General features: G+C 42.5%; 26 protein-coding genes. 11 read left to right on the forward strand and 15 right to left on the reverse strand.

The genetic code is table 11. From position 1 onward, the window contains the following. The first annotated feature begins 103 nt into the window (after nt 1-103). The 4 genes from LZG71_RS14950 (at nt 104) to LZG71_RS14965 (ending at nt 2,724) form a co-directional block, all read left to right on the forward strand. Complete coding sequence (locus tag LZG71_RS14950) at nt 104-1,141, forward strand: hypothetical protein (RefSeq protein WP_233821617.1); 1,038 nt, start codon at nt 104-106, stop codon at nt 1,139-1,141. A gap of 2 nt (nt 1,142-1,143) precedes the next feature. After that, nucleotides 1,144-1,476 (forward strand): DUF6984 family protein, encoded by a 333-nt coding sequence (locus tag LZG71_RS14955; RefSeq protein WP_233821619.1) that lies wholly within the window; start codon nt 1,144-1,146, stop codon nt 1,474-1,476. A 187-nt stretch (nt 1,477-1,663) separates the two neighbouring features. Then, on the forward strand, nt 1,664-2,128 hold the full coding sequence (locus tag LZG71_RS14960; protein WP_233821621.1) for a mobile mystery protein A: 465 nt from the start codon (nt 1,664-1,666) through the stop codon (nt 2,126-2,128). Further along, complete coding sequence (locus LZG71_RS14965; RefSeq protein ID WP_233821623.1) at nt 2,119-2,724, forward strand: mobile mystery protein B; 606 nt, start codon at nt 2,119-2,121, stop codon at nt 2,722-2,724. The genes LZG71_RS14960 and LZG71_RS14965 overlap by 10 nt, the downstream gene beginning before the upstream one ends. Nucleotides 2,725-2,874: 150 nt before the next feature. Here LZG71_RS14965 and LZG71_RS14970 read toward each other — a convergent pair whose 3' ends face one another. Continuing rightward, entirely contained in the window at nt 2,875-3,735 is an 861-nt protein-coding gene (locus LZG71_RS14970) for a helix-turn-helix domain-containing protein (RefSeq protein ID WP_233821625.1), read from the reverse strand. Between the two features lie 165 nt (nt 3,736-3,900). On the opposite strand from LZG71_RS14970, the gene hxlB reads away from it, so the two are divergent. Together hxlB and hxlA are read left to right on the forward strand one after the other, a co-directional pair. Beyond that, nucleotides 3,901-4,485 carry a 6-phospho-3-hexuloisomerase gene (hxlB, locus tag LZG71_RS14975; RefSeq protein ID WP_233821627.1) on the forward strand — a complete coding sequence of 195 codons (585 nt, stop codon included), beginning with the start codon at nt 3,901-3,903 and terminating at the stop codon, nt 4,483-4,485. Nucleotides 4,486-4,617: 132 nt separating this feature from the next. After that, nucleotides 4,618-5,250 carry a 3-hexulose-6-phosphate synthase gene (gene hxlA, locus LZG71_RS14980; protein WP_233821629.1) on the forward strand — a complete coding sequence of 211 codons (633 nt, stop codon included), beginning with the start codon at nt 4,618-4,620 and terminating at the stop codon, nt 5,248-5,250. Between the two features lie 99 nt (nt 5,251-5,349). Here the strand turns inward: hxlA and LZG71_RS14985 are convergent, their stop codons facing one another. Then, entirely contained in the window at nt 5,350-6,015 is a 666-nt protein-coding gene (locus LZG71_RS14985; RefSeq protein WP_233821631.1) for an NAD(P)-dependent oxidoreductase, read from the reverse strand. A 220-nt stretch (nt 6,016-6,235) separates the two neighbouring features. On the opposite strand from LZG71_RS14985, the gene LZG71_RS14990 reads away from it, so the two are divergent. Continuing rightward, the gene (locus LZG71_RS14990) at nt 6,236-6,445 is read left to right on the forward strand and encodes an alkylphosphonate utilization protein (RefSeq protein WP_233821633.1); all 210 of its coding nucleotides are present in this window, start codon (nt 6,236-6,238) and stop codon (nt 6,443-6,445) included. A gap of 155 nt (nt 6,446-6,600) precedes the next feature. On the opposite strand, the gene LZG71_RS14995 is transcribed toward LZG71_RS14990, so the two are convergent. Together LZG71_RS14995 and LZG71_RS15000 are read right to left on the reverse strand one after the other, a co-directional pair. Continuing rightward, nucleotides 6,601-9,378 carry a DUF5686 and carboxypeptidase regulatory-like domain-containing protein gene (locus tag LZG71_RS14995; RefSeq protein ID WP_233821635.1) on the reverse strand — a complete coding sequence of 926 codons (2,778 nt, stop codon included), beginning with the start codon at nt 9,376-9,378 and terminating at the stop codon, nt 6,601-6,603. Between the two features lie 140 nt (nt 9,379-9,518). Beyond that, nucleotides 9,519-10,025 carry a hypothetical protein gene (locus LZG71_RS15000; protein WP_233821637.1) on the reverse strand — a complete coding sequence of 169 codons (507 nt, stop codon included), beginning with the start codon at nt 10,023-10,025 and terminating at the stop codon, nt 9,519-9,521. 96 nt (nt 10,026-10,121) lie between these two features. Here LZG71_RS15000 and LZG71_RS15005 point away from each other — a divergent pair, with 96 nt between their 5' ends. Then, complete coding sequence (locus LZG71_RS15005) at nt 10,122-10,844, forward strand: endonuclease V (RefSeq protein WP_233821639.1); 723 nt, start codon at nt 10,122-10,124, stop codon at nt 10,842-10,844. Between the two features lie 7 nt (nt 10,845-10,851). Here LZG71_RS15005 and LZG71_RS15010 read toward each other — a convergent pair whose 3' ends face one another. The 10 genes from LZG71_RS15010 to LZG71_RS15055 form a co-directional block, all read right to left on the reverse strand. Then, nucleotides 10,852-12,000, reverse strand: a complete 1,149-nt coding sequence (locus LZG71_RS15010) for a glycoside hydrolase family 18 protein (protein WP_233821641.1) — start codon at nt 11,998-12,000, stop codon at nt 10,852-10,854. A 104-nt stretch (nt 12,001-12,104) separates the two neighbouring features. Beyond that, complete coding sequence (gene ligD / locus LZG71_RS15015) at nt 12,105-13,004, reverse strand: non-homologous end-joining DNA ligase (RefSeq protein WP_233821643.1); 900 nt, start codon at nt 13,002-13,004, stop codon at nt 12,105-12,107. Then, nucleotides 13,001-13,540, reverse strand: coding sequence for a DNA polymerase ligase N-terminal domain-containing protein (locus tag LZG71_RS15020; protein ID WP_233821645.1), 540 nt, complete (start codon nt 13,538-13,540; stop codon nt 13,001-13,003). The genes ligD and LZG71_RS15020 overlap by 4 nt, the downstream gene beginning before the upstream one ends. Beyond that, nucleotides 13,537-14,310 (reverse strand): Ku protein, encoded by a 774-nt coding sequence (locus LZG71_RS15025; RefSeq protein WP_233821647.1) that lies wholly within the window; start codon nt 14,308-14,310, stop codon nt 13,537-13,539. Before LZG71_RS15025 ends, LZG71_RS15020 begins: the two co-directional genes overlap by 4 nt. 202 nt (nt 14,311-14,512) lie before the next feature. Beyond that, nucleotides 14,513-15,265 carry a LytTR family DNA-binding domain-containing protein gene (locus LZG71_RS15030; RefSeq protein WP_233821649.1) on the reverse strand — a complete coding sequence of 251 codons (753 nt, stop codon included), beginning with the start codon at nt 15,263-15,265 and terminating at the stop codon, nt 14,513-14,515. Between the two features lie 25 nt (nt 15,266-15,290). After that, nucleotides 15,291-16,370: a sensor histidine kinase gene (locus LZG71_RS15035; protein WP_233821651.1), complete on the reverse strand. Its 1,080-nt coding sequence runs from the start codon at nt 16,368-16,370 to the stop codon at nt 15,291-15,293. Between the two features lie 105 nt (nt 16,371-16,475). Continuing rightward, nucleotides 16,476-17,129, reverse strand: a complete 654-nt coding sequence (locus tag LZG71_RS15040; protein ID WP_233821653.1) for a hypothetical protein — start codon at nt 17,127-17,129, stop codon at nt 16,476-16,478. 41 nt (nt 17,130-17,170) lie between these two features. Next, nucleotides 17,171-18,388 carry a TonB-dependent receptor gene (locus tag LZG71_RS15045; RefSeq protein WP_233821655.1) on the reverse strand — a complete coding sequence of 406 codons (1,218 nt, stop codon included), beginning with the start codon at nt 18,386-18,388 and terminating at the stop codon, nt 17,171-17,173. Nucleotides 18,389-18,487: 99 nt separating this feature from the next. Continuing rightward, the gene (locus LZG71_RS15050) at nt 18,488-19,318 is read right to left on the reverse strand and encodes a carboxypeptidase-like regulatory domain-containing protein (RefSeq protein ID WP_233821657.1); all 831 of its coding nucleotides are present in this window, start codon (nt 19,316-19,318) and stop codon (nt 18,488-18,490) included. A gap of 162 nt (nt 19,319-19,480) precedes the next feature. Continuing rightward, nucleotides 19,481-19,846 carry a hypothetical protein gene (locus tag LZG71_RS15055; protein WP_233821659.1) on the reverse strand — a complete coding sequence of 122 codons (366 nt, stop codon included), beginning with the start codon at nt 19,844-19,846 and terminating at the stop codon, nt 19,481-19,483. Nucleotides 19,847-20,237: 391 nt separating this feature from the next. Here LZG71_RS15055 and LZG71_RS15060 point away from each other — a divergent pair, with 391 nt between their 5' ends. The 3 genes from LZG71_RS15060 to LZG71_RS15070 all read left to right on the forward strand — a co-directional run bounded on the left by LZG71_RS15060 (nt 20,238) and on the right by LZG71_RS15070 (nt 22,064). Further along, complete coding sequence (locus tag LZG71_RS15060; RefSeq protein ID WP_233821661.1) at nt 20,238-20,450, forward strand: hypothetical protein; 213 nt, start codon at nt 20,238-20,240, stop codon at nt 20,448-20,450. Between the two features lie 28 nt (nt 20,451-20,478). Further along, on the forward strand, nt 20,479-20,673 hold the full coding sequence (locus tag LZG71_RS15065; protein ID WP_233821662.1) for a hypothetical protein: 195 nt from the start codon (nt 20,479-20,481) through the stop codon (nt 20,671-20,673). 161 nt (nt 20,674-20,834) lie between these two features. Further along, nucleotides 20,835-22,064: a multidrug effflux MFS transporter gene (locus LZG71_RS15070; RefSeq protein WP_233821664.1), complete on the forward strand. Its 1,230-nt coding sequence runs from the start codon at nt 20,835-20,837 to the stop codon at nt 22,062-22,064. Nucleotides 22,065-22,263: 199 nt separating this feature from the next. Here the strand turns inward: LZG71_RS15070 and nhaA are convergent, their stop codons facing one another. Beyond that, on the reverse strand, nt 22,264-23,439 hold the full coding sequence (gene nhaA / locus LZG71_RS15075) for a Na+/H+ antiporter NhaA (RefSeq protein ID WP_233821666.1): 1,176 nt from the start codon (nt 23,437-23,439) through the stop codon (nt 22,264-22,266). Between the last annotated feature and the right edge of the window lie 106 nt (nt 23,440-23,545).

Raw genomic sequence — 23,545 nt, forward strand, 5'->3', positions numbered from 1 at the left:
ATTGGAGCAGGATAAGGTCACAATCCGTTATCTTTTTGTCATTGAAAAAATTGCTGGTATGAATATATTGCCAACCGATTAAGATTTCAACACTTCTGACTAAATGGAACTCGATAAAAAAGATGCAGCTGTGGTTAACAACGCAATAGGTTCGTGGGAAAAAAGCAATAAAATAACCCCTGAGCTTGCCGATGAATTGCGTTCCAGCTTAAAAATAAGAAATACAAATGTTGATGCCATTGCGATGTATGCCCTTATATCCGCCATTTCCTGCGGCTTATTGGCGTTTGGCTCTCTTGTCATCGATGAAAAATGGATTGAATTATTGCGAAAGAGATGGGGATTTTCAGAAACAATCGTTGGTATAGGATTTAGTCTTCTTGCCCTTCTGTTCGTTGTTTTAGCTCGCAGGAGAAAAGTGAAATTCCCTGAGGCCGCAGCCAGTAATGAAACCTACAACATCACAGTTGCACTTACTATCGGAATTGCAGTCACCTATTGGACGCGCAGTTTTGCCAATTTTGACGGCAATTATGCTCTTCCGTTACTGATCGCTGCAATTGCTTACGGTATTGTAGCCGTATTGTTGGAATCCAAATTGCTTTGGCTCGTCATGATCATGTCGCTGGCGGGCTGGTGGGGTGCTCAAACACACCTTTGGTCAGGCGGTAATTTCAGGTTTGCCGGCATGAATTACCCGCTTCGAATGACCGTATTCGGTCTCGCAATCTGGGGCTCCTACTGGATCGTTCGCCAGGTGAAACAACTTGGGGCATTTGCTGATACAACTTACGCAACTGGCCTGTTGCTCTTTCTGATCGCCGCCTGGACGCTTTCCATATTTGGGAACTACGACGATTACCAAGCCTGGAACCTGATCAAACAAAGCCACTTTTGGTATTGGTCACTGGGTTTTACGCTCGTGCTGGCGGGAATGATTGCTTATGCATTTCAAACTAACAATGACACCTTGCGAGACATTGCACTCGTATTTTTCCTGCTTAATATTTATACCCGGTATTTTGAATATTTTTGGGACAGAACCAATAAAGGAATTTTCTTTGCGTTAATGGCATTGTCATTCTGGTTCGTAGCCAGAAAAGCAGAACAATGGCGTAACAAGGACAGGAAAACAGCTTAGAGATGAGAGAAAAACGACCAGTCAGGGAAAACGAAATAACCCTGATTCATGCCTTACTAAAATCACTTGATCTCAACCCGGACAATTATCCCGTTGATGATCTGGTTGATGAATACGAAGGTGGCAAAATGGGCAGTATCAGCCTGGGAGGCAATCCTGATGCTTACGCCGGCGATCTCATTCGGGTTGAATACATTGATTCTGACCAAACTCCGGTGGTGATCACACTCACACAAGACGACCAGGGACGCTTGCTTGACCTGGACTTCTGGAAAGTCGATTTCTCAAAACTGTTAGACTACCCGACTCCTGACCAGATTATTTTTGGGATTTAAAAATCGTCAAATTATATAAACCCATCCACTTGGGCCTTATACTGCCGCCAATCCGGTCAGCAATATCTTGCAGCTAAATCAAATTATGCAATTACCTGTAATTTTTTAAGCCTTTAATATTAAATACATTTCATATATTTAAGCCTATAAGCTTATATTTGTACTGTAAATTTAATACTATAAGCTTATGGATAAGAAAAACAATAAACTTGTCATTCAACAACTTGATAAGAAAATTCAAATCTTACAGCCATTAAAAGGTTTGGTGCAACCACCTGAGGGCTGGATTGCTACGATTCGAAAAACTCTCAATATGTCTCTCCGTCAATTGGGAAACCGTATGTCTATCACTCCGCAAAGCATTCGTGATATGGAATTACGAGAGAAGGAGGGAACAGTTAGCATCAATACTTTACGTCAGGCAGCCGATTGCCTTGAAATGAAATTGATATATGCATTTGTACCCAAAGATGAGTCTCTTGAAAAAATGATTGAACGTCGTGCCCGTAAAATAGCTATAGGAATCATTCAACGCACCTCATTGACCATGAAATTGGAAGATCAGGAGAATTCCAAAGAAAGGCTAAATGAGGCGGCTAAAGAAATGACAGAACAGCTTTTACGAGAACTACCAAAAAGCCTATGGGATTAATTAGCCTAACATACGAGGAAGGTCAAACTCCACTCGATGAAGACGAAAAGGACGGGCTTCTTATTCCATCTGTAACTACCAAGGGTGAACTGGACGAAGTTGAGCAAAGAAATATTGAAGATGCTATGTTGTGGACAATTCAGCGCCGAAAGCGTTTCACAGCGGAAGAAATTCTCACAGAACAGTTCATCAAAGAGTTACATCGTCGTATGTTCGGGGATGTTTGGAAGTGGGCAGGATCTTTTCGTACTACCAATAAAAATATTGGTGTCGACAAACATCAGGTTGGTTTAGAACTTCGTATGCTTTTGGATGATTGCAAGTTCTGGATTGCTAATCAGAGTTTTAGCTCGGATGAAATCGCTGTTCGTTTTAAACATCGTATTGTTGCTATCCATTGCTTTTCTAATGGCAACGGTCGTCATTCCAGACTTATGGCTGATGTAATAATTGAGAAAATATTTGGAGAGAAACTGTTTAGTTGGAGTAGCCAAAATTTGATTCAATGCGGCGAGCCACGGTCACAATATCTCATCGCTATCCGTGCCGCCGACCGAGGCAATTATGACTTGTTGGTAAAATTTGCAAGAGGTTAAGTTTACAGTTAGCACGAAGCTCACATCGTCAAAGTATATCTAAATGTTACCAAGTAATTCTTCCGTGGTACTTCATTACTGCACCCATACCGCAATCACTAACATAGATTCTCGGGGCGATGGCCATACAATCTTCAAAAATAACAGCATTTAAACCAACGTATTAAATTTCGAAATAATGTGATTTTTGGCTTCGTTCTGGAATTGCTCGGGCGATTGCCCGGTGTGCTGTTTGAAAAAACGACTGAAATAAGGTCGGTCTTTAAAACCAAGATCATAAGCGATTTCCTTTATCGTGCTTTCGCTGTGAATGATCTGCCTTTTTGCCTCCAATACGATGCGATCGTGTATGAGCTGCATTCCGGTTTTGTCCAGCTTTTCTTTCAAAATCTGGTTCAGGCGTTTGGAGCTGATACCCAGCTTTCCGGCATAAAAGTCGGTGTTTCTTACCAACTGATAATTCATCTCCAATAATACCATAAACTCATAAACCCGCTTCTGGTTGATATCCTGAACTGTAAATTCCTGTTCTTTAATCCGTACGAGTTGCAGCAAAAACACCTTCAACAGTGCTTTCAAAATAACCAGGCTGGTACTGTCTCTCTCATACTCCTCCTCCATTATTTCGTAAACCTTAGCAAGCTGAGCAGCCGTTTCTGCATCCAGTTGCAAACAGGAAAATTCTCCCTGAATGTTAAATATCTTAAACACATCAAGTAAAAATTCCTTTACGTCCTCATCCAGAAAGTCCCTTTTAAAAGAAAGTAAAATTCCTTTTTTTCCAGCCTTGTTCAGCTGATGAACACGATATGGTGGAATGAGGTAAATCCAGTCTCCACGCATGGCTTCGGCTCCATTTATTGTATGCAATGCATTTTCATTCTTCAACCATACAATTTCAAAGAACTCTTTCCGTCCCGGATCGTCCAGATAACTGGGTGGACAATTATCCAGATTCCTGATAAAAATCGGCGTATTACTCAGACCTATATTTTGTTCGACTGCACTCATTTTGTTATCCTATTCCGAATTAGATACCAAAATTAGCAAATAATGCAACTAAAAGTATTCTGATTAGCAAATAGTACAACATATGGTGCTGATTGTATAACCACTCGCCTATTCGTTAACGGTACCTTTACATCCAGATAATGAGGATGTTTTTGACTAAAAAAAATGCAAAAAGAAAGTACCGTTGACCCTGCCGAAGACATTGAAGCTAACCTGAAAATGATTATTGCTGAAAACGAGCAATTGATTTCCGGAATAGATTTTGGACAGGTGTCTGAGATGATACCATATATACAGACTGCAAACAGGATATTTATCATCGGAGCCGGAAGAACTGGTCTCGCTTTAAAAGCTGCTGCGATGCGTCTTATGCACCTGGGCTTCACGGTTTACGTAACAGGAGAAATTGTAACACCGGCTATTACAAAAGGCGATTTGCTCATTGCGGGATCAGGCTCCGGAACAACCGGCAGTATCGTAAGTGCAGCAGACAAAGCGGTTAAAGCTGGTGCAAAAGTTATTGCCATTTCCACTACCACACAATCGCCGCTCGCGGCTTTGAGCAATCACGTCACCGTCATTCCGGCAGCACAAAAACAGGATCACGGTTCAGCTATTTCGCAGCAATATGCGGGAAGTCTATTTGAACAGTCGGTATTGCTGCTGACCGATGCCATTATACAAACCTTATGGACAATGGATGGAACACCGGCAGAAGAACTTTGGAAAAGACATGCGAATCTGGAATAAGCAGCTGTTGGCTGTCAGCGATCGGCTGTTAGCTTTCAGGAGTCGACGGTGACCGTTCTCTTATCCTAGAGAAGACTCTAAGTAGAAAATCTGAATTTCAATTACAATAATTTACAATTAATATATCCAAACATGGCAAAATTACAAGTCGCAATTGACTTATTGACCACCGAAGACGCATTGGCACTGGCAACAAAAGTTGCACCTTATATCGACATCATAGAGTTGGGAACGCCACTTATAAAGAGTGAAGGACTGGCGGTGATTACGGCTATGAAAAAAGCTTTTCCTGATAAAATCGTATTTGCCGATTTCAAAACTGCCGATGCTGGTGAACTTGAGGCAGATATGGCTTTCAAAGCAGGTGCAGATTTGATTACAATTTTGGGCGCAACTGGTGATGCAACAATTGCTGGTGCTGTTAAAGCTGCAAAAGCTCATGGTAAAGGTGTAGTTGTAGACACAATCGGCGTGCTTGACCGTGTAAAACGCGCTCAGGAAGTAACCGCACTTGGTGCAGAATTTGTTGAATTACATGCAGGATTGGATGAACAGGCTCAGCCAGGATATTCCATTCAGGTTTTGATTGACGAAGCTGCGCGCGCAGGTGTTCCGGTTTCTATTGCAGGTGGTGTAAAACTGAGCAACATTGCGGCAGTGAAAGCATCGGGTGTTAAAGTTGTTGTGGCCGGAGCTGCTATTTATGGAGCTGCTGATCCCGCTGCTGCTGCGAAAGAATTGCGTGAAGCACTGAATGCTGCATAATTTCAAATACCATAGTTCCCGGATCATGAACAATCCGGGAACTATGGTAAATTAATCCAAACAATAGAAAAGAGACTTAATTTATGTCTCTAAAATGTGTTAAATGTTCGCAATGAAAGGAGCTTTTCTAATGTAGTTTTCGTCAGAAAGCTGGTCAATCAAAAAACCTGCGATACTGGCCGCGCTTATCTTCTGTCCCGGAGCATCTTCCAGACTCACACCTATTTCGCTTAGCTCGTCGGTAAACACTATGTAGGGAACCCGTACCAGTGTCCAGTCTGCATCACTTTTCTGCAAAACCTCATACGCCTTTTGCCTGTCTTCATGAATAACCGGAAAATTGGTTTTCATCCATTCTGTCGCAACTAATGTTTCCGCTCCTTTTTTGTCAAAAGGTGTATCCACATTTAAACCTGCAACCAGAATATAACGTTTCGCTGCATTTTCACTTTCAGCAGTTTCGGACATGGCTTTCAGAATGTTCGCTGTTGCCTGGCTTGCTACCAAAGGTTCATCTTTTCGCTGACCAACCGTACTGATCACCGCATCGCAGCCTTCGATCAATGCATATACAGCCTCATAATTGAGCACGTCTCCTTCAACCACCTGTATTGCCGGATTTGGTAACGGAAGATTTTGATTTGAAATTTCAGGGTTCCGAAGGAGTAATTTTATTTGAAATCCACGATCCAGCAGTTGATCTACCAGATATTTCCCTGTTCTGCCGCCACCACCGATGACTGCTATTTTATGATATGTTTTCATTTCTGATTTGTAAAATATGTGATATACGAATTAACACCAGGCAGCTACAAGGCAACCCGGATGTTACAGTTGCGGGGCATGCTGTAACGATGATTCTGATATTTTACAAATTGATTTGAATGGCTCAAAGATAGGTACTTTCGATTGTAAACGTCAACGCCGATTCATTTTCCTTACCTTTACAGCGTGTAAAAGTTTATATTAAACAAAGAAGTAAACAATGGAAGTAAAGGACAGCAACGGCACAACCCTCGCCGACGGAGATTCAGTAAAACTGATTAAGGATCTGAAAGTAAGGGGCAGTTCATCCGTTTTGAAAAGAGGAACCGTGGTAAAAAATATAAAACTTACAGGCGATGCCGAAGAAATTGAAGGCAAAGTTGAGAAGACCGTAATGGTGTTAAAGACGATGTACTTGCAGAAGATGTAGTTGTTATAAACATACTTCATCATTTCCTTAAAATATAAAAAGTGTCAACTTTCCTGGATTACATTCCAGAAAAGTTGACACTTTTTGGGAATACAATCCGATAAGTTGCCTTTCGCAATAGTAATTCTCAATTCAACATTCCTAATTCCTTCCTCCTATTTGCCAAAATTCAAATTCATCGTCGTGCCAATTCGGAACGCGGTGTTTTTGTATTTGAATCCTTCAAAACTATTTACAACTTCCAAACGCAGGGGAAACCGGATTCCAATATCCAACGCATATCCCAATTCTCCGTAGTGGTCAGAATAGGGAGTAGCGAGGTAATTCACGAAGAAATTTTCTTTAATTCCCATAATCCGGAACCAGGTAATTTGCGTTAGCAAAAACTGGCGTAACTCTGCCAGAGCGTGCGCCTCTACGAATCGCTCTGCGGTACTGAATCTGTAATAATCAAGCATTCTGAAAGTACCCACCGGATCTCCATATTGGAAGAAAAACCGGTTTCCAGCAAAATGCTCAAAATCAGGAAATTCTACCGAATCATTATTCAGGAATGCGCCTGCCGCTACTTTGTAACTCAATTTGCTTCTAACACCGGTTTCAAAACCGTGCGCTATACCAACTTTCAGGAAATCGAAATCCACATCACTCCCAAAAATCCGGAAACCTCTGCGGTAATCAGCAAAGAGCCTAGGGGAATCGTCATTGTAAAAACTCGTTTTCCCTTTACTGATCTTGTATTTCTGCCAGGGTTTGTATGAGGCCGACACGCCAACCGTTAATGCACGGTTTTGCTTCATTTGACGGGAATTTTCATTTGTGGGCAACTCTTCGTTAAAAGGAGCATTAGAGGTAAATTCCCTTCTTTTCCAGTCAATCCAGCGGTACGGGTCAGTGTTCCCCAAATTCCGAAGTGGTGAACGGTCGGCGTATTCTATGTTCGCTTTTAATTCAAAATGATCGTTTTCACGTTTCGTTTTGAAGTCAATCCTTCCAAAATTCTTTTGATAGAGTTTGATAAAATTCTGCTCCAATAATAATGTAGTAAGGCTATTCAGAATCGGATGAAATGGATTCTCCGCATTAAACTGCGAAACCGTCTGACCGCCAGATATATTGATTACACTCCGTTTCCAATTGTAGTCGACACCGCCGGTTGCCATGATTTTATTTCTTGCAAAAGAATATCGGGTAAGTCCGTTGATGGACAAACTGTTACGCTCCCTGGTCGACGTCCGTTTTATTCCTGCTGACGAGAGCTCGATCTGTTCCAGATTCTTACCCTTTTGCCCACCTTTTTCATATTTCAGTCTAAAGCCTCCTCCATTGAGCACAATGCCTTCCACCGTATTTGCTGAGAGCCCTAAAAGCGGACTCACATACTGCAGTTGCCAAGGACTTTTCTTGCCAAAACTGAATGTATATCCGGTTAAAACATTGCCCAGTACGCTTCTCGCTCCACTTCCTTTTTTTATTTTCGAAGAATCCGACTTTGAAACTTTGAGACTATCCCGCTGCCCTTTTGTTCCCTGCTGAATCACAATGATGCTGTCCAGGCGCGTGTAACTTTTAACCTCAGCCACAGTCAAAGGCACCGTCCGGATCGAATCCCAGAATGCCATGCTGCGCTTACCCGCCAGCGAATCTACAATGGTCGAATCTTTTCTGGTGAAGTTCAGGTCAACATCTTCCCCTTTTTCCTTCTTTTCTTTCAGCTCTTTTTTCTCATATTCCTTCATTATTTTACGAAGGTTTTTTGCAGAAAATTCCTTTTGCTTATTGACCACCGCTTCCAGATCTCCGCTCTTTATTTCACGATTGGACAGTTTCACACGCCTGGCATCCTCTTTGTCCTTTTTGGGGTCCAAGACTACAATATCAGGCTGGAATGCAGGATTGACTTTCAGTTTTGAGAATGTTTGCGAGATCACCAAATCACCCTTCCCTTTCAATCCATATATCCCGCCTTGTACATGAAACTGCTGATTTACAGGCATCCATACATTTTGCACCGGACTATAAACCTGTTTGATACCAATATTAAAACCCGTGTTAACCGTTTCCAGATCAAGGCTATAAATACTCCATTCGCCTTCGATGATGTGGATCGTACCGCGGTAAACTCCCTCGCCATAGGAGCGTGGAATGACCTTTATTTTATTAACCTCAATCCCGTTTTCCCTGAACGCGCCCAGATATTCAAATTTGTAATATCCGAAAGCCTTGGGCGACAATGGTGAAACGGCATTCACTACCTCAGGCTGATAAAAGCTTGTGAGGAAATAAGCGTTTGCATTGGCGAAGTTTTTATCCTGACTGTTTCTGGCTGCAATCACCCTTTGCTTGTAAGAATTGGGCTGGTTAAAAGTTACTTCCGATACACTCTCATTCAGTATCGGCACTCCTTTCTTGAAGTTAGACTCTTTCTCAATCTCTTTTAATTCCTTTTTATACATGAATTCCAACGGAAGGTCCGTGATCACAAAGGACGATTTGCTGTAAGCCTTTGCCGTGTAACTTTCTACCTGAAGGAAATGATAGCGGCTCTTGGCAATAGCTCTCCGCATGATGGTATACGCCGGATCTTCATCCTTGCTGCCGATACGAACCTCGCCTAAGTTCAGCGCCTGCTCTTCCATCGTCACATCGAATGTTTGCATTTTATTTTCGATGGTGAATGCCTTCATACCGGTTTTAAAACCTAAATACTGAAATACGATTTCATAATATCCGGGTTTGAGATCGAGCTGATACCTGCCTTCTTCATTGGATATGGTTCCTATTTCGGTTCCTTTCACGGCGATGGCGGCAAACGGCAGCGGCTGACCACTTTTAGTTTTAACCATGCCTTTTAATCCTGAAATGGACTGAGCGGAACTATCGACAGAAAAAGCAAAGAAAATGGCAATGATTAAAAAGTAATGTCTGAACATATTGGTGGTATGTATTGATCAGGTGCTAAATTAAAAAAATCCCTGTTTTATCAGGATGAATAAAACAGGGATTGGGTTGCACCGCTAACCAAAAGTAGGTGAAATAATACCATTCCAGTAACAATAGCCAGAAAACCTGGTTACATGGTTTTAGCTTTAATAAGGATATATTCAATCTTTCCGTCGCGGTTAAAAGCAGATATCTGGGAGTATTTTTGATAGTTATCCCATTGCTTCAATTCCTGGTTATCGATGGTTGGTTTGATGTTTTCTTTGAGATCAAGCAAGCCGAGTATCACCCTGTCTTCAAAGTTGTAATCCGTGAGTTTGTTGATCATAATGCGATCGGCTATTTCGTTCATATAGATGATCTCAACTTTTCCTTCCTTATAACTCATTTTAGGGCATTTCTCGCAATTTGCACGATCGTCGCGGAAATAGCTGAGCAGCTCGCCTTTGCCCAGTACTGCCTCCACTTCCTGCTGGCTTCGGAATGCTACTTTTGAAAGCTCCATTTCTACCACAACCGGGGCATTTTCATCATGATCTTTCAAAACATAAAATTTTACAAAAATGGCCAGAAGGATTACTGCAATCACCAGCATTCTCCAATTATACCATTTCCTTTTAAACGTAGCGTTTTCCATTAGAGTGGTTCGATTTTTTAGGTATGATTAATAAGGACCTTCATAAGAATATCATGCCACGGATCGGTCTGCGAACTTTATTTACTATCTTAGAACATGGACACGCCTATATCGCACTACAACGATCTCAATATTACAGAAGCCACCAGTTTACAAAATGTGCTGAGAAAAAAGCTCGACTTACGACCTATGAGTCAGCCGGTAAGGACAATTGGCGGAGCAGATATTTCCTTAAATTTAAATAGCGATATTGTGTATGCAGGAATCGTTATTCTGGATTATGAATCCTTGCAGCCGATTGGATATTCATTGATCAAATCCACCAACACTTTTCCATATGTTCCCGGTTATCTCGCATTCCGGGAAATCCCGGCTATTGTGAAGGCGTTCGAACAAATACCTGTAAGGCAACGTCCGGACTTGATTATGTTCGACGGCAATGGAATTCTCCACAGCCGCAGAATGGGCATTGCATCGCACTTTGGTGTGCTCACTCAAACTGCAACTCTGGGTTGCGCCAAGAAAAAACTTGCAGGAAAATACGAAGAGCCCGAAAATCTGAAAGGAGCTTACAGCCCCGTAATTGACAAAAATGAAGTAATTGGCTTTGCTCTGCAGACCAAACTAAATGTAAAACCTGTTTTTATTTCTCCGGGAAACTTTATGAATCTGGAAGACAGCAGAGCCGTAACGCTTCACTGTATAAACAAACATCGCCTCCCTGAACCAACCAGGAAGGCGCATGAATTTGTGAACTTGTTCAGAACAGATGCATTAAAGGAAGGTTATTTTGAAATTCCGAAAATGACACTGTTTTGAAAATGGCTTATTTGAGACCTTGGTCAATTGCGTTAAGCAAATATAGCTTTGGATCGGAATCGTACTCCCAGAACATCACACCGCCCATTTTGTTTTCCAGCACATACTTGCAGCGCTCCTTAATGGACTCTTCGTCTTCATAACTGATAATTTCTTTCGTTGTTTCATTAACCAGGTACGGTACTTTTGCAACATCGTCTCTGAAAGCCTTGTATCCTTTTTGGTTCACCAGACTATCCTTGATGAATGTATAACCTTTGAAATATTCCTGAGCTGACTGTTTTTGTCCCAAACCTTTTTCCAACTTGCCTGCAACGGTAAATTTCCGGCTGTAAAACGGAATACCCATCACAAGTTTTTCTACCGGAACCCCTGCCTTTACGAACGCTTTCACGGCAGCATCAGCCGATTTCTGTGTTTGATAAACATCCGTCGTGTAGATCGGGGCATGGTTTACAACCGTATCGCCCTGAAAAAGGTCATAAGTCATCAGGTTCACATAGTCCAGATATTGCTGTGCTTTTCCCATTTCGGTAGCATCGAGGAACTCTACCCAGCCGGCAACCGCGGTAGTAAGCAATTTAGATTTCCCGCTATCCTTTTCGAGCACATCCAGTTCTTTACGAATCTCTTCGAACATCAGCGTGTAATTCTGCTTGTCTTCCGGGCGGAATACATTTCCTTCTTCTCCTGCCAGTGCAGGATATTCCCAATCAATATCAACCCCGTCCAGATTGTACTTTCTGATGATATCCACAGAACTTTTTGCAAATACTTTCCGGGAGGAGTCAGTGAGAACGGCATCTGAAAAATTCTCACTCCACGCCCATCCGCCAACGGAAATCAAGATTTTCAAATCTTCATTTTGCTGTTTCAGCAGGTTCAGTTTTCTGAAATTTGTGGAGTCTGTTTTTTCGTTTGTCAGGAAGGCTTCTCCGTTTTTAATATCAACAAATGCGTAGTTAATATGGGTAAGCTTTTTAGCCTCAATGTTATCTACATCCAGCAGCCCGTGAAAACCACCCACGTAACCGATAACTACCGGTTTTGACTTCTCCGTTGCGCCACCCTCCTCCGACTTTTTGCAGCTGACAAATAGGAACAGAGAACAGGCACTAAATAAAAATGATAAGTAAAGGCCTTTAGGAGATCGCATGGTTCAGGAATTTGGTGTAGGTAAATGACAGAATTGCCGCAAAATTAACAGCATCCCTGATGTTATCGCTTTACCTGCCCATTTTTCAGGATTAAAATCCCATATCAGGCGCTGGTCACCACTTCCAGCTTTTCGATGATTTTGCTGATGTTAATTCCTTTTCCCAACACACCCTTAAAAAGATCACCTTTTTCTTCCAGTCGCCCAGGCATGTTTTGTATTGTAAAATCCGAAGGCCTTAGTCCGTGTTTTACTTCGTTCCATTCCAGCGGAGCCGATACCGTAGCGCCCGGTTTTGGCCTTACGCTGTATGCAGACGCAAGCGTCTGACCGATGCGATTTTGGAGATAGTCGATGTAAATCTGATTTTTTTTACGTTTGGAAAGCGACCTTTCCAAGGTTGTGAGTTTCGGCATCCTGTCGTGCACAATGGTAGCCAATACCTCGGCAAATCCGCGGCTTTCGTCGTATGTATATTTTTTATTAAAAGGAATGTATACATGAATCCCGCTCGCACCCGACGTTTTACAGTAACCATCCATTCCGGTTTCATCCAGAATGTCCTTGATTACCAAGGCAACATCGACAACGTCGTCGAACGTATTTTTATCCGAAGGGTCGATATCCATCACGATGTAATCCGGATGATCAATTTTGCTGATCGTAGAGTTCCAGGGATTCATTTCTATACAACCCAGATTCCCAATGTAAAGCAGGCTCTCCAAATCGTTACACACCAGATAATTAACCATTTTATCGGTTGATTCAGAATAAATTTCTTTCGTTTTAACCCACTTTGGCGCATCGTCCCCTGCGTCTTTATGGAAAAATCCTTTTTCTTCAATACCGTTTGGGCTCCTGAATAGCGACAGTGGACGATTTTTCAGGTATGGTAAAATATAGGGTGCCACCTTGCTGTAATATTCCAGCATATCACCTTTTGTGATGCCTTCTTTGGGCCAGTAAATCTTGTCCAGATTGGTCAGTTCTGCTTGCTTTTTCATGATTTTCTGTGTTTTTCAATGTCATACTTTTTATCAAATGCATATTCGTCTTTATGTTTGATAAGAAGCCAGTTATCACCTTCCTGTTTGAATTTGACCAGAACAAAACCACCTTCCAGTTTTTTGCCTTTAAGAAAAATTTTCAACTCACCTTTTTTGAGTGCTGCAAGCGCCTGTTTTTCAGTCAGCTTTTCCAGGTTTTCATCCACAGGAAAGTATTTACCTTCATCCCAAACCTCCACTTCTCCTGCACCATAATTCCCCTCAGGTATTGTACCGGCAAAATCAATGTAACTCACCGGATGATCTTCCACCATCACAGCGAGCCTCTTGTCCGTCGGATTCATAGAAGGCCCTTTCGGCACTGCCCAGCTTTTGAGAACGCCGTCGAGTTCGAGCCTGAAATCGTAATGCAGCCTGGTAGCGTCGTGGCGTTGCACTACAAAGCGGAACTGATTCTCCTTCTCTCCTTTCCCTTTCGGCTCGGGCGTATCCTTAAAATCACGCTTTTTGTTGTAGGTGGTAAGTGCTGTCATGACGCTTTCCGTTTAGAAGAATTAAGACTTTCTTTTAACTGAGCCATCAGATCCCGGCTTTTGGAATGTACGATCTCCATTTTAGGCGTTTTGGTTTTTTTGCCCTTAGCCTTGGCCATGATCAGCTTCAAGAGCTTTTCATTGTAGGTATCCTTATAGCGACCGATGTCAAACTCAGTTGTGAGTGATTCGATGAGCTGTACCGCCATCTTCATTTCTGCTGGTTTGATCTTTACGTTCGGAACGTTCAGTTCTTCCGTATCCCTGATCTCTTCCTGAAAGCGTATTTTGTTCAGTATCAATAGATCACCCTGAGGTTTTATCAGAACCAAACTTTCTCTGTTTCTGAGCACATAGCTGCCAAGGCCAGCTTTTTTGGTTTCTTTTAATGCGTCGCGTAGCAGCGCATATGGCTTCCCTCCCGATTTTTCGGGTTGAAGATAATATGGTGTTTCGTAGTAGATGCTGTCAATTTCCTTTTCATCAACAAACTCGGTAATCTCGATCAGCCTGGTTTTTTCGGGACTTGCCTTTTCGAAATCGTCGTCGTCCAGCACCACGTATTTATCGTCAATTTTGTAGCCTTTCACGATGTCCTCCCAGGCTACTTCTTTGCCTGTTGCTGCATTCACGCGTTGGTATTTGATGTTTGCACTGTCATTCTTATCAAGCATATCAAGATCGAGCTCACTCGCCTGAACCGCGCTGAAAAGTTTCACCGGGATGTTAACAAGGCCGAATCCAATGGCCCCAGTCCATATTGCTCTCATATTTTTCGCTGTGTAGATCGCCACTAAATGTTACGGAATCAACACGTTAAAAATCCGTGCCGCGGAGGAATAAGAAAGATTGCCACTGATGCACGGATGGTCACGAATGGTTATTATTTCGGAATCCACTTAGAAAATTATGTAGCAGTTAAATCCTGTCTACAAAAATATTCGTAAAAAATTCGTGCATCCGCGGCAAAATTTATTGCCCCAGCCAGTTTTTAAACGGACCAGTTTTTTCGCGGCTCACCAGGATATCATTGTCTGTGGAGTTCTCCAGATGAATTTTCAGGCGGCTGTTGGAATAAGTGAATACCTCTTTAATCGCAGAAACAGAGGTAATGTATTTGCGATTTAAACGAAAGAAAGACCCGGGATCAAGCATGTCTTCAACTTCGTCGAGGGTGTAATCGATAACATATTTCTTACCCTGCCTGGTTTGCAGCAGTGAAACTTTATCCTCGCTGAAAAAGAATGCTATCTCCTGAACGTCCACGGTTTGAATACGCTCGCCTTGTTTTACGAGAAATCTGCTTTTGTAAGTTTTGTGAGCAGGTTGCAATAAGTTTCTGATCTGATCAATACTGAAAACCGTTTCCTTTTTACCTGCTTTAAACTTGGCAATAGCTTGTTGCAATTCATCCGGATCGATCGGTTTCAACAGGTAATCAATACTGTTAAGTTTAAATGCCTTGATTGCGTATTGGTCATAGGCGGTGCAGAATATAATGGGCGCTCTGACTTTTACCTTGTCAAATATTTCAAAACTGATTCCGTCAGCAAGTTGTATGTCCAGGAAAATCAGGTCCGGTTCAGGATTGCTTTGAAGCCAGTCCACAGAAGATGTGATGGTGTCCAGATTACCAAAGATCTGAGCTTCCGGCAAATGCGTTTTAATCAATGTGATCAGGCGTTTGGCGGCAAGGTTTTCGTCCTCTATGATTAAGATTTTCATGTTTTCCAGCGATGAGTACTTTGGCTTAGTTCATTTTCAACAGTGGCAAACTTACTTCAAAATATGCTCCATCCTCTTTAACCATCATGTTTTGGTTACTCAACAACGCATACCGTTTGTGAATGTTTGCCAGACCTATTCCGGCAGATTCCCCGGGCATACTGCTTTTGCTCTGAAGATTATTCTTTACAACCAGCACGTCATCTTTCACGAATATGTCAACCTTCAAAGGATTGGCTTTTGATGCAACATTGTGTTTAATGGCGTTCTCGAGTAATAGTTGTAAGGACAACGGCGGCAGAAAACCAGTGGCATCTTTATCAATGGAAATCGTGTATTGAAGTCCTTCCTCAAACCGTATCTTTTGAAGTGCAAGGTAGTTCTCAGCAAATTCCGATTCCTTTGCCAGCGGCACGAGTTCCTCATGCTGCACATCCAGCACATATCGGTAAATCTTAGACAACTGACTTATGAACTTTGCCGCTGTATCCGGATTGTCGTAAACAAGATTGCTGAGAACGTTCAGGGAATTGAACAAAAAATGCGGATTCAGCTGATCTTTAAGTGACTGATATTGCTGCGCATAACGCTCTGTCTTCAACTGTTCCGCTTCTATTGCTGCTTTGCGCCATTCTACCAAAAACGAGCGACTGATCAGAATGGCACTGATGATAAACGCAAGGATCATCGGCAATTTGGTATCTTGAACCAACAGCTTCCATGGCAACGTCTCGAGTGTGTATCTTGGCCTGATCCACACCACGAAAATGACTATAAGTGCGTACGACACACAAAACGCATAAACCATATATGCCACCGTTTCGAACACCAGACGTTTTGCCGGAAAATGTATCCAGGGCATTCGTTTGTCGAAATAATCCTCAGCAACAGATCCACCATAACTCAGTGCTGATGACAGAAGGAAAGTAAGCAGAAGACTATCCCATATTTTTTTAAATCCTTCAACACTCGTAAAACAGGCGGGACAAAAACTGAATGCAAGCACAAACGAGATTACTAAATTGACTCCTATAAAACCCGGGGAGAAATTCCAGAATTTGTTTGGGGTGTTATCTTTAAGGCCGGATCCAATCATTTGTTTCATTAATGTTCAGTATAAAATTCTGCATATCAGCGTACTACATATCAATTTACAATTAACTCAATGTACTGAGTTAATTTACTCAATATGATGAGTAAAGCAAAATGGTTACTTGCAACGCTTCAACAGTTGCTCCGTCATGCCTTTACCCCAGGTAGGTAGCATTTGTGCTTTTAAGGCTTCTTCATCCTGTCCTGCGAAAACAGCCATGCTTTGTTTGGCTAAACCGCAGGCTTTTTCAGTACCATTACCGAAAAACTGCGCCATCCCGAACTCCATCTGGGCAAGCAAACCCAACGCTCTCGGATTTTTTCCATCAATAGAAAGCGCTTTCCCGTAAGTAGCCATAACCTGACCGGAAAGGCTTGCACCGCGACTGCCAGGATCTGCGCTTACTTTTGCCATTAAAATAAACCCTTTCAAAGTAATAATTTCGGCGTTGTCAGGCGACAGCACATCCGCTTTGTTTGCCAGTTCGTCTGCTTTTGCCAGAGCTGCATCTTTTTGATCCAACGTCAGGGAGCCATTCAACCCCTGATAGGTGTAGGCAAGTGCCCCGTAATACAACGGCTGCCATTCTTTTGTATTCAGCTCAGCAATACGTGAAAAAGCATTGGCGGACTGCTGTAACTGAGAAATAGAATCAGCCACAATCACCCTGGCAATTTCTTTTTTCATAGCTTTTTGATAAGGTGAATCCTGAGCGAAAACGAACGTAATGGTCAACAGGTAAACGGCGATAAGAGACAATGACTTTTTCATTTGGAATATGGTTTTGATTGGAATAAATGATTTGAAACAGACTACAAATTATTGAGTTGATTGGCTTTTTTGTCTTTGGAAAGTGTGATGAACAAACCCACCATCATGAACCTTTTAGCACCCTGACCAACTGGAAGGCTCGCAAAACCACCCGTTTCGTCGGGCTTACCTGCGTATTGATAACCAAATACATTTTCTCTTCCCAGCACATTGGAGCATGCCGCATGTACAATCATATTCGGTTTCGGAAGCCAACTCCAGCTCAGGCTCAGCTCGCTGTACATTCTGGTGGACTGCTGCATTTCACCGGCCAGGTTGGGATTTGTGAAAGGGTAGCCGCTGTTCCACGACCAGGATGTTCCAAGCTGAGATTTTAGCTTACTTACGAAATGTTTGACAACTACCGAACCATTGTGTTTCGGAGCAAATGAAGGCTGTACCCTGTTCTCATAAGCGGCAAACTTGCGCTTGCTGTCTACAAAACTATACGTGATCCAGAAATCGGTTGCTTTCACTGTTTTTCTGTCACGGTAAAAAAAATCCACACCTCTTGCATAACCGGAGCCGTTTTGCGCAAGATTTTGCGGATTACGAGCTGTACCGGTGTAGGTGACAAGTTGATCATACACCTTGTAAAATGATTCTGCACGAAAGGTTCTGTTGTTGTTCACTAAGAAATAATTCAGGACATAATGCGCCGATTCTGTATTGTGAAGATTCTTTTGGAGCACGCGCAACTTTTCATCCGGCAGTTGTTTGAATTTCCCCGCCGCAAAAGAAACCTGTCCTTGTTTCAGTTTGTAGGCCAGCGAAAAACGGGGTGTAAGCCAATATTCTTTCGCTGCCGAGCTATATCCGCTACGAATCCCTGCCACTGCAACCAGATTGTTGTTGAAATAATAATTACCCTCAATGAAGTGGTTAAACTGGTGATCGGTTATGCTGCGTTTTTTGTTTTCTTCAATCAATGATTCCGTATACGATTTCACGTACCATTCCAATCCGTTTTTAAGTGAAAACCCAGGGCTGAAATCCCTGGTTGCTACAATTTTGGAATGAACGAGCTGAGTGAGTTGTTTAACAGGTGTATTATCCAGGCTAATTGCATCGCGATTGTGTGAAAATGATGCACCTCCGTTGAAAAACCAGTTGCCTTTTGCAGTCTGCCGGAAGGAAATGTTCCCATAAGAATAGCGGTTATCCAGCTTCACTTTCTGTCCCCTTCCTTGTTCTCCGGGCACTTTTTGCCATATCGTCATATTGCTGCCCTCCGTGTGAAAATAACCCTTTATAAATCCGGTTTTGCCCCATTTTTGTTTGAGGGCAATTTCTGTATCCCACCCCGAAGGACTCTTTTCTCAATCAAAATTTTGTTTTACCACAACCTGATACGGCGCAAGATTGAAGTAGTTCGCAGACGCCGTGAGTGCATTTTTCTTCCCTACCAAAGTTTGCGCGTAGCCGCCTCCAAGTGTCAGGATACTGATATCTCCCTGATTTCTCAATGGCATATCCAGCGTATTAAGCGCCAGAGCAGACGACAACGCCTGCCCGAATTCTGCTGAATAACCACCGGTACTGAAAAATGAACCTTTAAAAAGATTGGGACTGAAACGATTACGGGTCGGAACGTTTGAAGCTGTACTGCCAAATGCATTGCCCACTTGCAAACCATCGATAAATATGGAAGTTTCGGAAGCATCGCCACCCCGGACAAACAACCTGCCATCATTACCAACTGTGGATGTACCGGGAAGGGTTAGAAATGCGGCTGTAATGTCGCCCATGGCACCCGAAGTTGTAAGTATGTCAATCGGTTTCAAAACCACCGATTTTTTCTCGTCTCCGGCTTCCATTGCACCCGCAGTGATGGTGACGGCTGTGAGAAGATTAATGCTTTCGGCAAGTGTAAGATTGACAACAACCGGCTGATCTGCACATGCTATTTCGCTTTCACGGGATTTGTATCCTATTGACTGAATCACCAGAATTTGCTTTCCTTTTTCTTCTGTTAAAAAGCTGAAACTGCCGTTATAATCGGAAGAGGTGCCGTCGTAGGTACCTTTGATGTAGATGTTCGCACCGGGTATCACAGTCCCCTTCTGGTTGGTTACGTTGCCCGAAATCCGCGTTTGTGCCGAAACAATGAATGCTGCGAGTAATAGAAATGATGTAAATATTGTTTTCATCCTGCTCAATGTTTGAATCAAAATTGAGCAGGATGAGGAAGGGTTAAAACTGATGTTTACCCAAGTGTAGAATAAACCAGATGAAGTTCAGAATTTACGGATGAAACGATAGACGTATTTGATAAACAAAGAAATTGATAAGACTTTATTGCTTGCACATACTTACGGACAGGTAGTTTTGGAAAGGTTCTTTATTCCTACTTCCATATACCACATTTGATCTGCTGTACAAATTCGAGGCTTTGCTGCCTCAGGAACAAAATAAAAAACCTGACCAGTTTTACGCAAATCCTCAGGAACAAGGGTTGTGATGATTGAGCCATTCAAAATGGCAGAACTGGGATATAGTTTTTTCAGATTGTCTGCTCCTTCCAAAACCCGGATTTTATGCGGACCTCCACAAAATGAATCGGATGCACTTACATATTCCACTTTCATGCAATCTTGTTTTAGAGCATCTTCCCGGGAACAACCAGAGAGAAAAAGTAAAACGAGCAGAGGCGAAAACCAGCGTATAATTTTGTTCATGTCGAGTTTTATTAAAGTTGCTTTGAAAATGCTTTCATTGGAAGATTAGTTGTAACCGATGCTTCTTCAGGATCACATTATTTTCCGGAACCTGTGTAGAAAACCCGCTTCATCCTATTTTTACACAACAGTCTAAATCTCATTATGAGTAAATTTAATCGCAAATAAATCCTATTAATATCATTTTTTGAACTAAAATTTCAAAAAAAATATTTTTTCGACTAATATGCTTGTAATCAACTTTTTAATTACATACTTTCAACTACTTGAATCATTTTGTCAGCCACGGAATGTTTATACGTTTAGCATCATGGACTTTTCTGGCATATTTATTTATCAGCTCCTTGAAAATAACAATTCTCAACCTACTGATATTTTAAATAACGACAATATGATAGCTTCCTTAGAAAACAACGCAGCAATTACTTTGAAACCAGGTGCAGTTTTAACGGTTACTGGCGCCAACAATGAAAACGATGCGAAAAGAGAAGTGGCCGATTTCCTGGCATCCAGCGAAAGAAGTGACCTGGGATATTTTCTCATTTCGAAAGACTATTTCTTATTGTATTTGAAATCAGGTAGTTCAGCACACGGAATTGCATAAAGTATTCAATCCAAGAACAAAAAAAGATATGGTACAATCAGGTACATTTAAACTACTGGGTCAAAAACTCATTAACATTATCATCCACAGAGCAGACGTCGTCAAAGTAGCACCGATCAAAAAAGGCCGTGGGTCTGTTATTCATTTGAAAAACAAAGTGTTGTATACTGTGAGTGAAAGTGAACGGGAAGTATACAAAAAGCTGAACCTAATGTCGGCCTGAGCTGGAAACGTAGTAGAAAGTGATAACATATTTAGGCAGCAGGGAGAACATCTTTGCTGCTTTTTCATTTGCAGACAACTGTAAAATTACTTTTCAACGAACCCGCAAGATAGAATTGCTGTTAGCAGTCCCAGACAATTGCTACACCACATTCACTCCCAATGTCCAAAAAAACATATTTCTTCCTGATCCTGATGTTAGGAAGTCTCACTGCGCTTGGTCCGTTTTCTATTGACATGTACCTACCCGGTTTTCCAGCCATAGCACGGGATTTAAACACTACAGCCGCAAAAGTTTCACTTTCACTCTCTGGTTACTTTATAGGAATTTCTGTCGGCCAGCTTTTATATGGCCCATTGCTGGACCGTTTCGGCAGAAAAATACCACTGTTCATAGGTCTGGTTGTATACATTATTGCCTCTGCGGGATGCGCTTATGCAACTACCATCGACAGCCTCATTGTGATGCGGGTTATACAGGCCATTGGCAGCTGTGCTGCTGCGGTTGCTTCCGTGGCCATGGTTCGTGACTTGTTTCCGGTGAAGGATAATGCAAAAGTTTTCTCGTTATTGTTACTTGTAGTAGGCGTTTCGCCAATGATCGCCCCTACAATCGGTGGATACGTGACAGCTGCATTTGGCTGGCAGGCCGTATTTATTATTCTCACCGGAATGGGTATCGCCATTTTACTTGCAACCGTCCTCTGGCTGCCCGACAGCTATAAGCCGGACAAAAGTCTATCACTGAAACCCCGTCCTATTCTGCTCAATTTCTGGGCTGTGTTGCGGGAGCCACAATTTTATACTTATGCCTTCACAGGCGCTATCGCGTTTGCAGGCCTTTTCGCCTACGTTTCCGGTTCACCGCTGGTGTTTATGGAGGTGTTTCATACCGATGAAAAAGTTTATGGATGGATCTTCGCCTTTCTCTCCGTTGGTTTTATAGGTTCCAGTCAACTTAACACGCTTTTTCTGAGAAAATACAGCAGCCAGCAAATTGTGAATACGGCGTTAATATGTCAGGTTGCTGTTGGTAGTATTTTTCTGGCGGCAGCGCTGAATGGACTGCTTACCCTTCCCATCACAATCGGCTTTCTGTTTCTTTTCCTGTGCTGTATCGGATTTACCAATCCAAATGCAGCTGCACTCTCATTAGCACCATTTTCTAAAAATGCAGGAAGTGCTTCCGCATTAATGGGTGCCGTTCAAATGGGGATGGGAACACTCATTTCAGTACTGATCAGCATGTTTGAAGTTCCGTCTGCAACACCAATGGTTGCCGCCATGGCCGGCTCAGCAGCCCTGGCGTTAATGGTGCTGCAATTAGGAAAGCGAACCATTACCGAGGAAGTTGGCGTACAACAGGGTGCTGATGCGGGTGTTTTGCATTAGTATTTGAGAGCGTAGACAGTTTTTAGTAAACAGTTCACAGTAGAAGAGTGAGTTTTTAGTTTAGAGTAAAACAGTTCACAGACACTCAGTTTTCAGTCTGTAGAAGGTAATATACAGTCTTGTACTTCTGACATAAGATATCTAAAGATTAGATTGTGAAGTAACCTGTTAACTTCTAACTGTTTACTCTTTCCACTCACTAAACACTCCTCTTGCTAATCCGATTAAGCACCACATACCCCAATATTCCTGACAGGACAGAACCACAAAGGATAGAAAACTTCGCTTCGGATAAAATGAGGTGCTGACCTGGAAACGACAGCAACGCTATGAAAACGGACATAGTAAAACCAATACCGCCCAGCATTCCCACACCGATAATCTGGCTCCAACGTGCCCGATCTGGCATGGCGCAAATGCCGCTTTTCACTGCAAGCCAGGAAACCAATGATATTCCGAGAGGTTTGCCCAACACAAGTCCGGCGATGATTCCCATTCCCAGCGTCGTGGTGAGACCGCCGATCATTTCCGGTTCAAAACGAATATTGGTATTTGCCAGTGCGAATAAAGGCATTATTACAAAGTTTACCGGATTGACTAAAATATGCTCCAATTTTTCCAATGGAGATTCCTTCGCGTCGGGTGTGGTTGGGATCGCCAGCGCTGTGAGTACCCCTGCAATGGTGGCATGCACCCCTGAATGATGTATAAAATACCATATAAAAACGCCGGGGATCAGATACGCAGCAAGAGATTTCACCCCTGCCCTATTTAGCACCAGAAGAAAGAGAAATATACCGCCTGCATACAGTAAGTACACATAGTGGAGATCTGAGGAATAAAACACCGCGATAACAAGAATCGCCATCAGGTCATCGACAATAGCGAATGCAGCCAGAAAAATTTTGAGTGAAGCAGGTACCTTCTTACCAAGCATGGTTACAATTGCAATGGCAAAGGCAATATCAGTAGCCATCGGAATTCCCCAGCCGGGAGCGGTTGCTGTCCCCCTGTTCAAAAAGGCGTAAATAGAAGCCGGAACAATCACCCCGCCCAATGCTGCAAAAACCGGGAGAGCAGCTTTACTTAAAGATGACAATTCTCCTTCAATCAGTTCACGTTTTATTTCGAGCCCGACCATCAGAAAAAAGATAGCCATGAGCCCGTCGTTGATCCACATCAATACCGGGTAACGCAGGTGTAAAGTATCCGTATTAAAACCGATTTGTATATTCAGCAAGTCTTCAAAAGGCTTGGCTAGCGGTGAATTTGCAAGGCAAAGCGATATGACAACACAAGCAATGAGTATAACTCCCCCCAGGGAGCCCGATTTCAGAAATTCGGTGAATGGTTTGAGATTGATTTTTGCAGCCATGCGGGCAAAAATAGGTAAAAGGCCTTATGAACCATCTATTAAGTTGTTTTTCCCCTTCACAACAGATGTTTCTCTAAACATTTATCCGCAATACAAAACATTGCAC

The organism is Dyadobacter sp. CY312 (assembly GCF_021390535.1).
In the GTDB taxonomy this organism is placed as follows: domain Bacteria; phylum Bacteroidota; class Bacteroidia; order Cytophagales; family Spirosomataceae; genus Dyadobacter.

What these genes read in the sequence shown, in the direction of transcription:
- LZG71_RS14950 (WP_233821617.1), top strand. Translation starts at nt 104, where the DNA reads ATGGAACTCGATAAAAAAGATGCAGCTGTGGTTAACAACGCAATAGGT.
- LZG71_RS14955 (WP_233821619.1), top strand. Translation starts at nt 1,144, where the DNA reads ATGAGAGAAAAACGACCAGTCAGGGAAAACGAAATAACCCTGATTCAT.
- LZG71_RS14960 (WP_233821621.1), top strand. Translation starts at nt 1,664, where the DNA reads ATGGATAAGAAAAACAATAAACTTGTCATTCAACAACTTGATAAGAAA.
- LZG71_RS14965 (WP_233821623.1), top strand. Translation starts at nt 2,119, where the DNA reads ATGGGATTAATTAGCCTAACATACGAGGAAGGTCAAACTCCACTCGAT.
- LZG71_RS14970 (WP_233821625.1), bottom strand. Translation starts at nt 3,735, where the DNA reads ATGAGTGCAGTCGAACAAAATATAGGTCTGAGTAATACGCCGATTTTT.
- hxlB (WP_233821627.1), top strand. Translation starts at nt 3,901, where the DNA reads ATGCAAAAAGAAAGTACCGTTGACCCTGCCGAAGACATTGAAGCTAAC.
- hxlA (WP_233821629.1), top strand. Translation starts at nt 4,618, where the DNA reads ATGGCAAAATTACAAGTCGCAATTGACTTATTGACCACCGAAGACGCA.
- LZG71_RS14985 (WP_233821631.1), bottom strand. Translation starts at nt 6,015, where the DNA reads ATGAAAACATATCATAAAATAGCAGTCATCGGTGGTGGCGGCAGAACA.
- LZG71_RS14990 (WP_233821633.1), top strand. Translation starts at nt 6,236, where the DNA reads ATGGAAGTAAAGGACAGCAACGGCACAACCCTCGCCGACGGAGATTCA.
- LZG71_RS14995 (WP_233821635.1), bottom strand. Translation starts at nt 9,378, where the DNA reads ATGTTCAGACATTACTTTTTAATCATTGCCATTTTCTTTGCTTTTTCT.
- LZG71_RS15000 (WP_233821637.1), bottom strand. Translation starts at nt 10,025, where the DNA reads ATGGAAAACGCTACGTTTAAAAGGAAATGGTATAATTGGAGAATGCTG.
- LZG71_RS15005 (WP_233821639.1), top strand. Translation starts at nt 10,122, where the DNA reads ATGGACACGCCTATATCGCACTACAACGATCTCAATATTACAGAAGCC.
- LZG71_RS15010 (WP_233821641.1), bottom strand. Translation starts at nt 12,000, where the DNA reads ATGCGATCTCCTAAAGGCCTTTACTTATCATTTTTATTTAGTGCCTGT.
- ligD (WP_233821643.1), bottom strand. Translation starts at nt 13,004, where the DNA reads ATGAAAAAGCAAGCAGAACTGACCAATCTGGACAAGATTTACTGGCCC.
- LZG71_RS15020 (WP_233821645.1), bottom strand. Translation starts at nt 13,540, where the DNA reads ATGACAGCACTTACCACCTACAACAAAAAGCGTGATTTTAAGGATACG.
- LZG71_RS15025 (WP_233821647.1), bottom strand. Translation starts at nt 14,310, where the DNA reads ATGAGAGCAATATGGACTGGGGCCATTGGATTCGGCCTTGTTAACATC.
- LZG71_RS15030 (WP_233821649.1), bottom strand. Translation starts at nt 15,265, where the DNA reads ATGAAAATCTTAATCATAGAGGACGAAAACCTTGCCGCCAAACGCCTG.
- LZG71_RS15035 (WP_233821651.1), bottom strand. Translation starts at nt 16,370, where the DNA reads ATGAAACAAATGATTGGATCCGGCCTTAAAGATAACACCCCAAACAAA.
- LZG71_RS15040 (WP_233821653.1), bottom strand. Translation starts at nt 17,129, where the DNA reads ATGAAAAAGTCATTGTCTCTTATCGCCGTTTACCTGTTGACCATTACG.
- LZG71_RS15045 (WP_233821655.1), bottom strand. Translation starts at nt 18,388, where the DNA reads ATGACGATATGGCAAAAAGTGCCCGGAGAACAAGGAAGGGGACAGAAA.
- LZG71_RS15050 (WP_233821657.1), bottom strand. Translation starts at nt 19,318, where the DNA reads ATGAAAACAATATTTACATCATTTCTATTACTCGCAGCATTCATTGTT.
- LZG71_RS15055 (WP_233821659.1), bottom strand. Translation starts at nt 19,846, where the DNA reads ATGAACAAAATTATACGCTGGTTTTCGCCTCTGCTCGTTTTACTTTTT.
- LZG71_RS15060 (WP_233821661.1), top strand. Translation starts at nt 20,238, where the DNA reads ATGATAGCTTCCTTAGAAAACAACGCAGCAATTACTTTGAAACCAGGT.
- LZG71_RS15065 (WP_233821662.1), top strand. Translation starts at nt 20,479, where the DNA reads ATGGTACAATCAGGTACATTTAAACTACTGGGTCAAAAACTCATTAAC.
- LZG71_RS15070 (WP_233821664.1), top strand. Translation starts at nt 20,835, where the DNA reads ATGTCCAAAAAAACATATTTCTTCCTGATCCTGATGTTAGGAAGTCTC.
- nhaA (WP_233821666.1), bottom strand. Translation starts at nt 23,439, where the DNA reads ATGGCTGCAAAAATCAATCTCAAACCATTCACCGAATTTCTGAAATCG.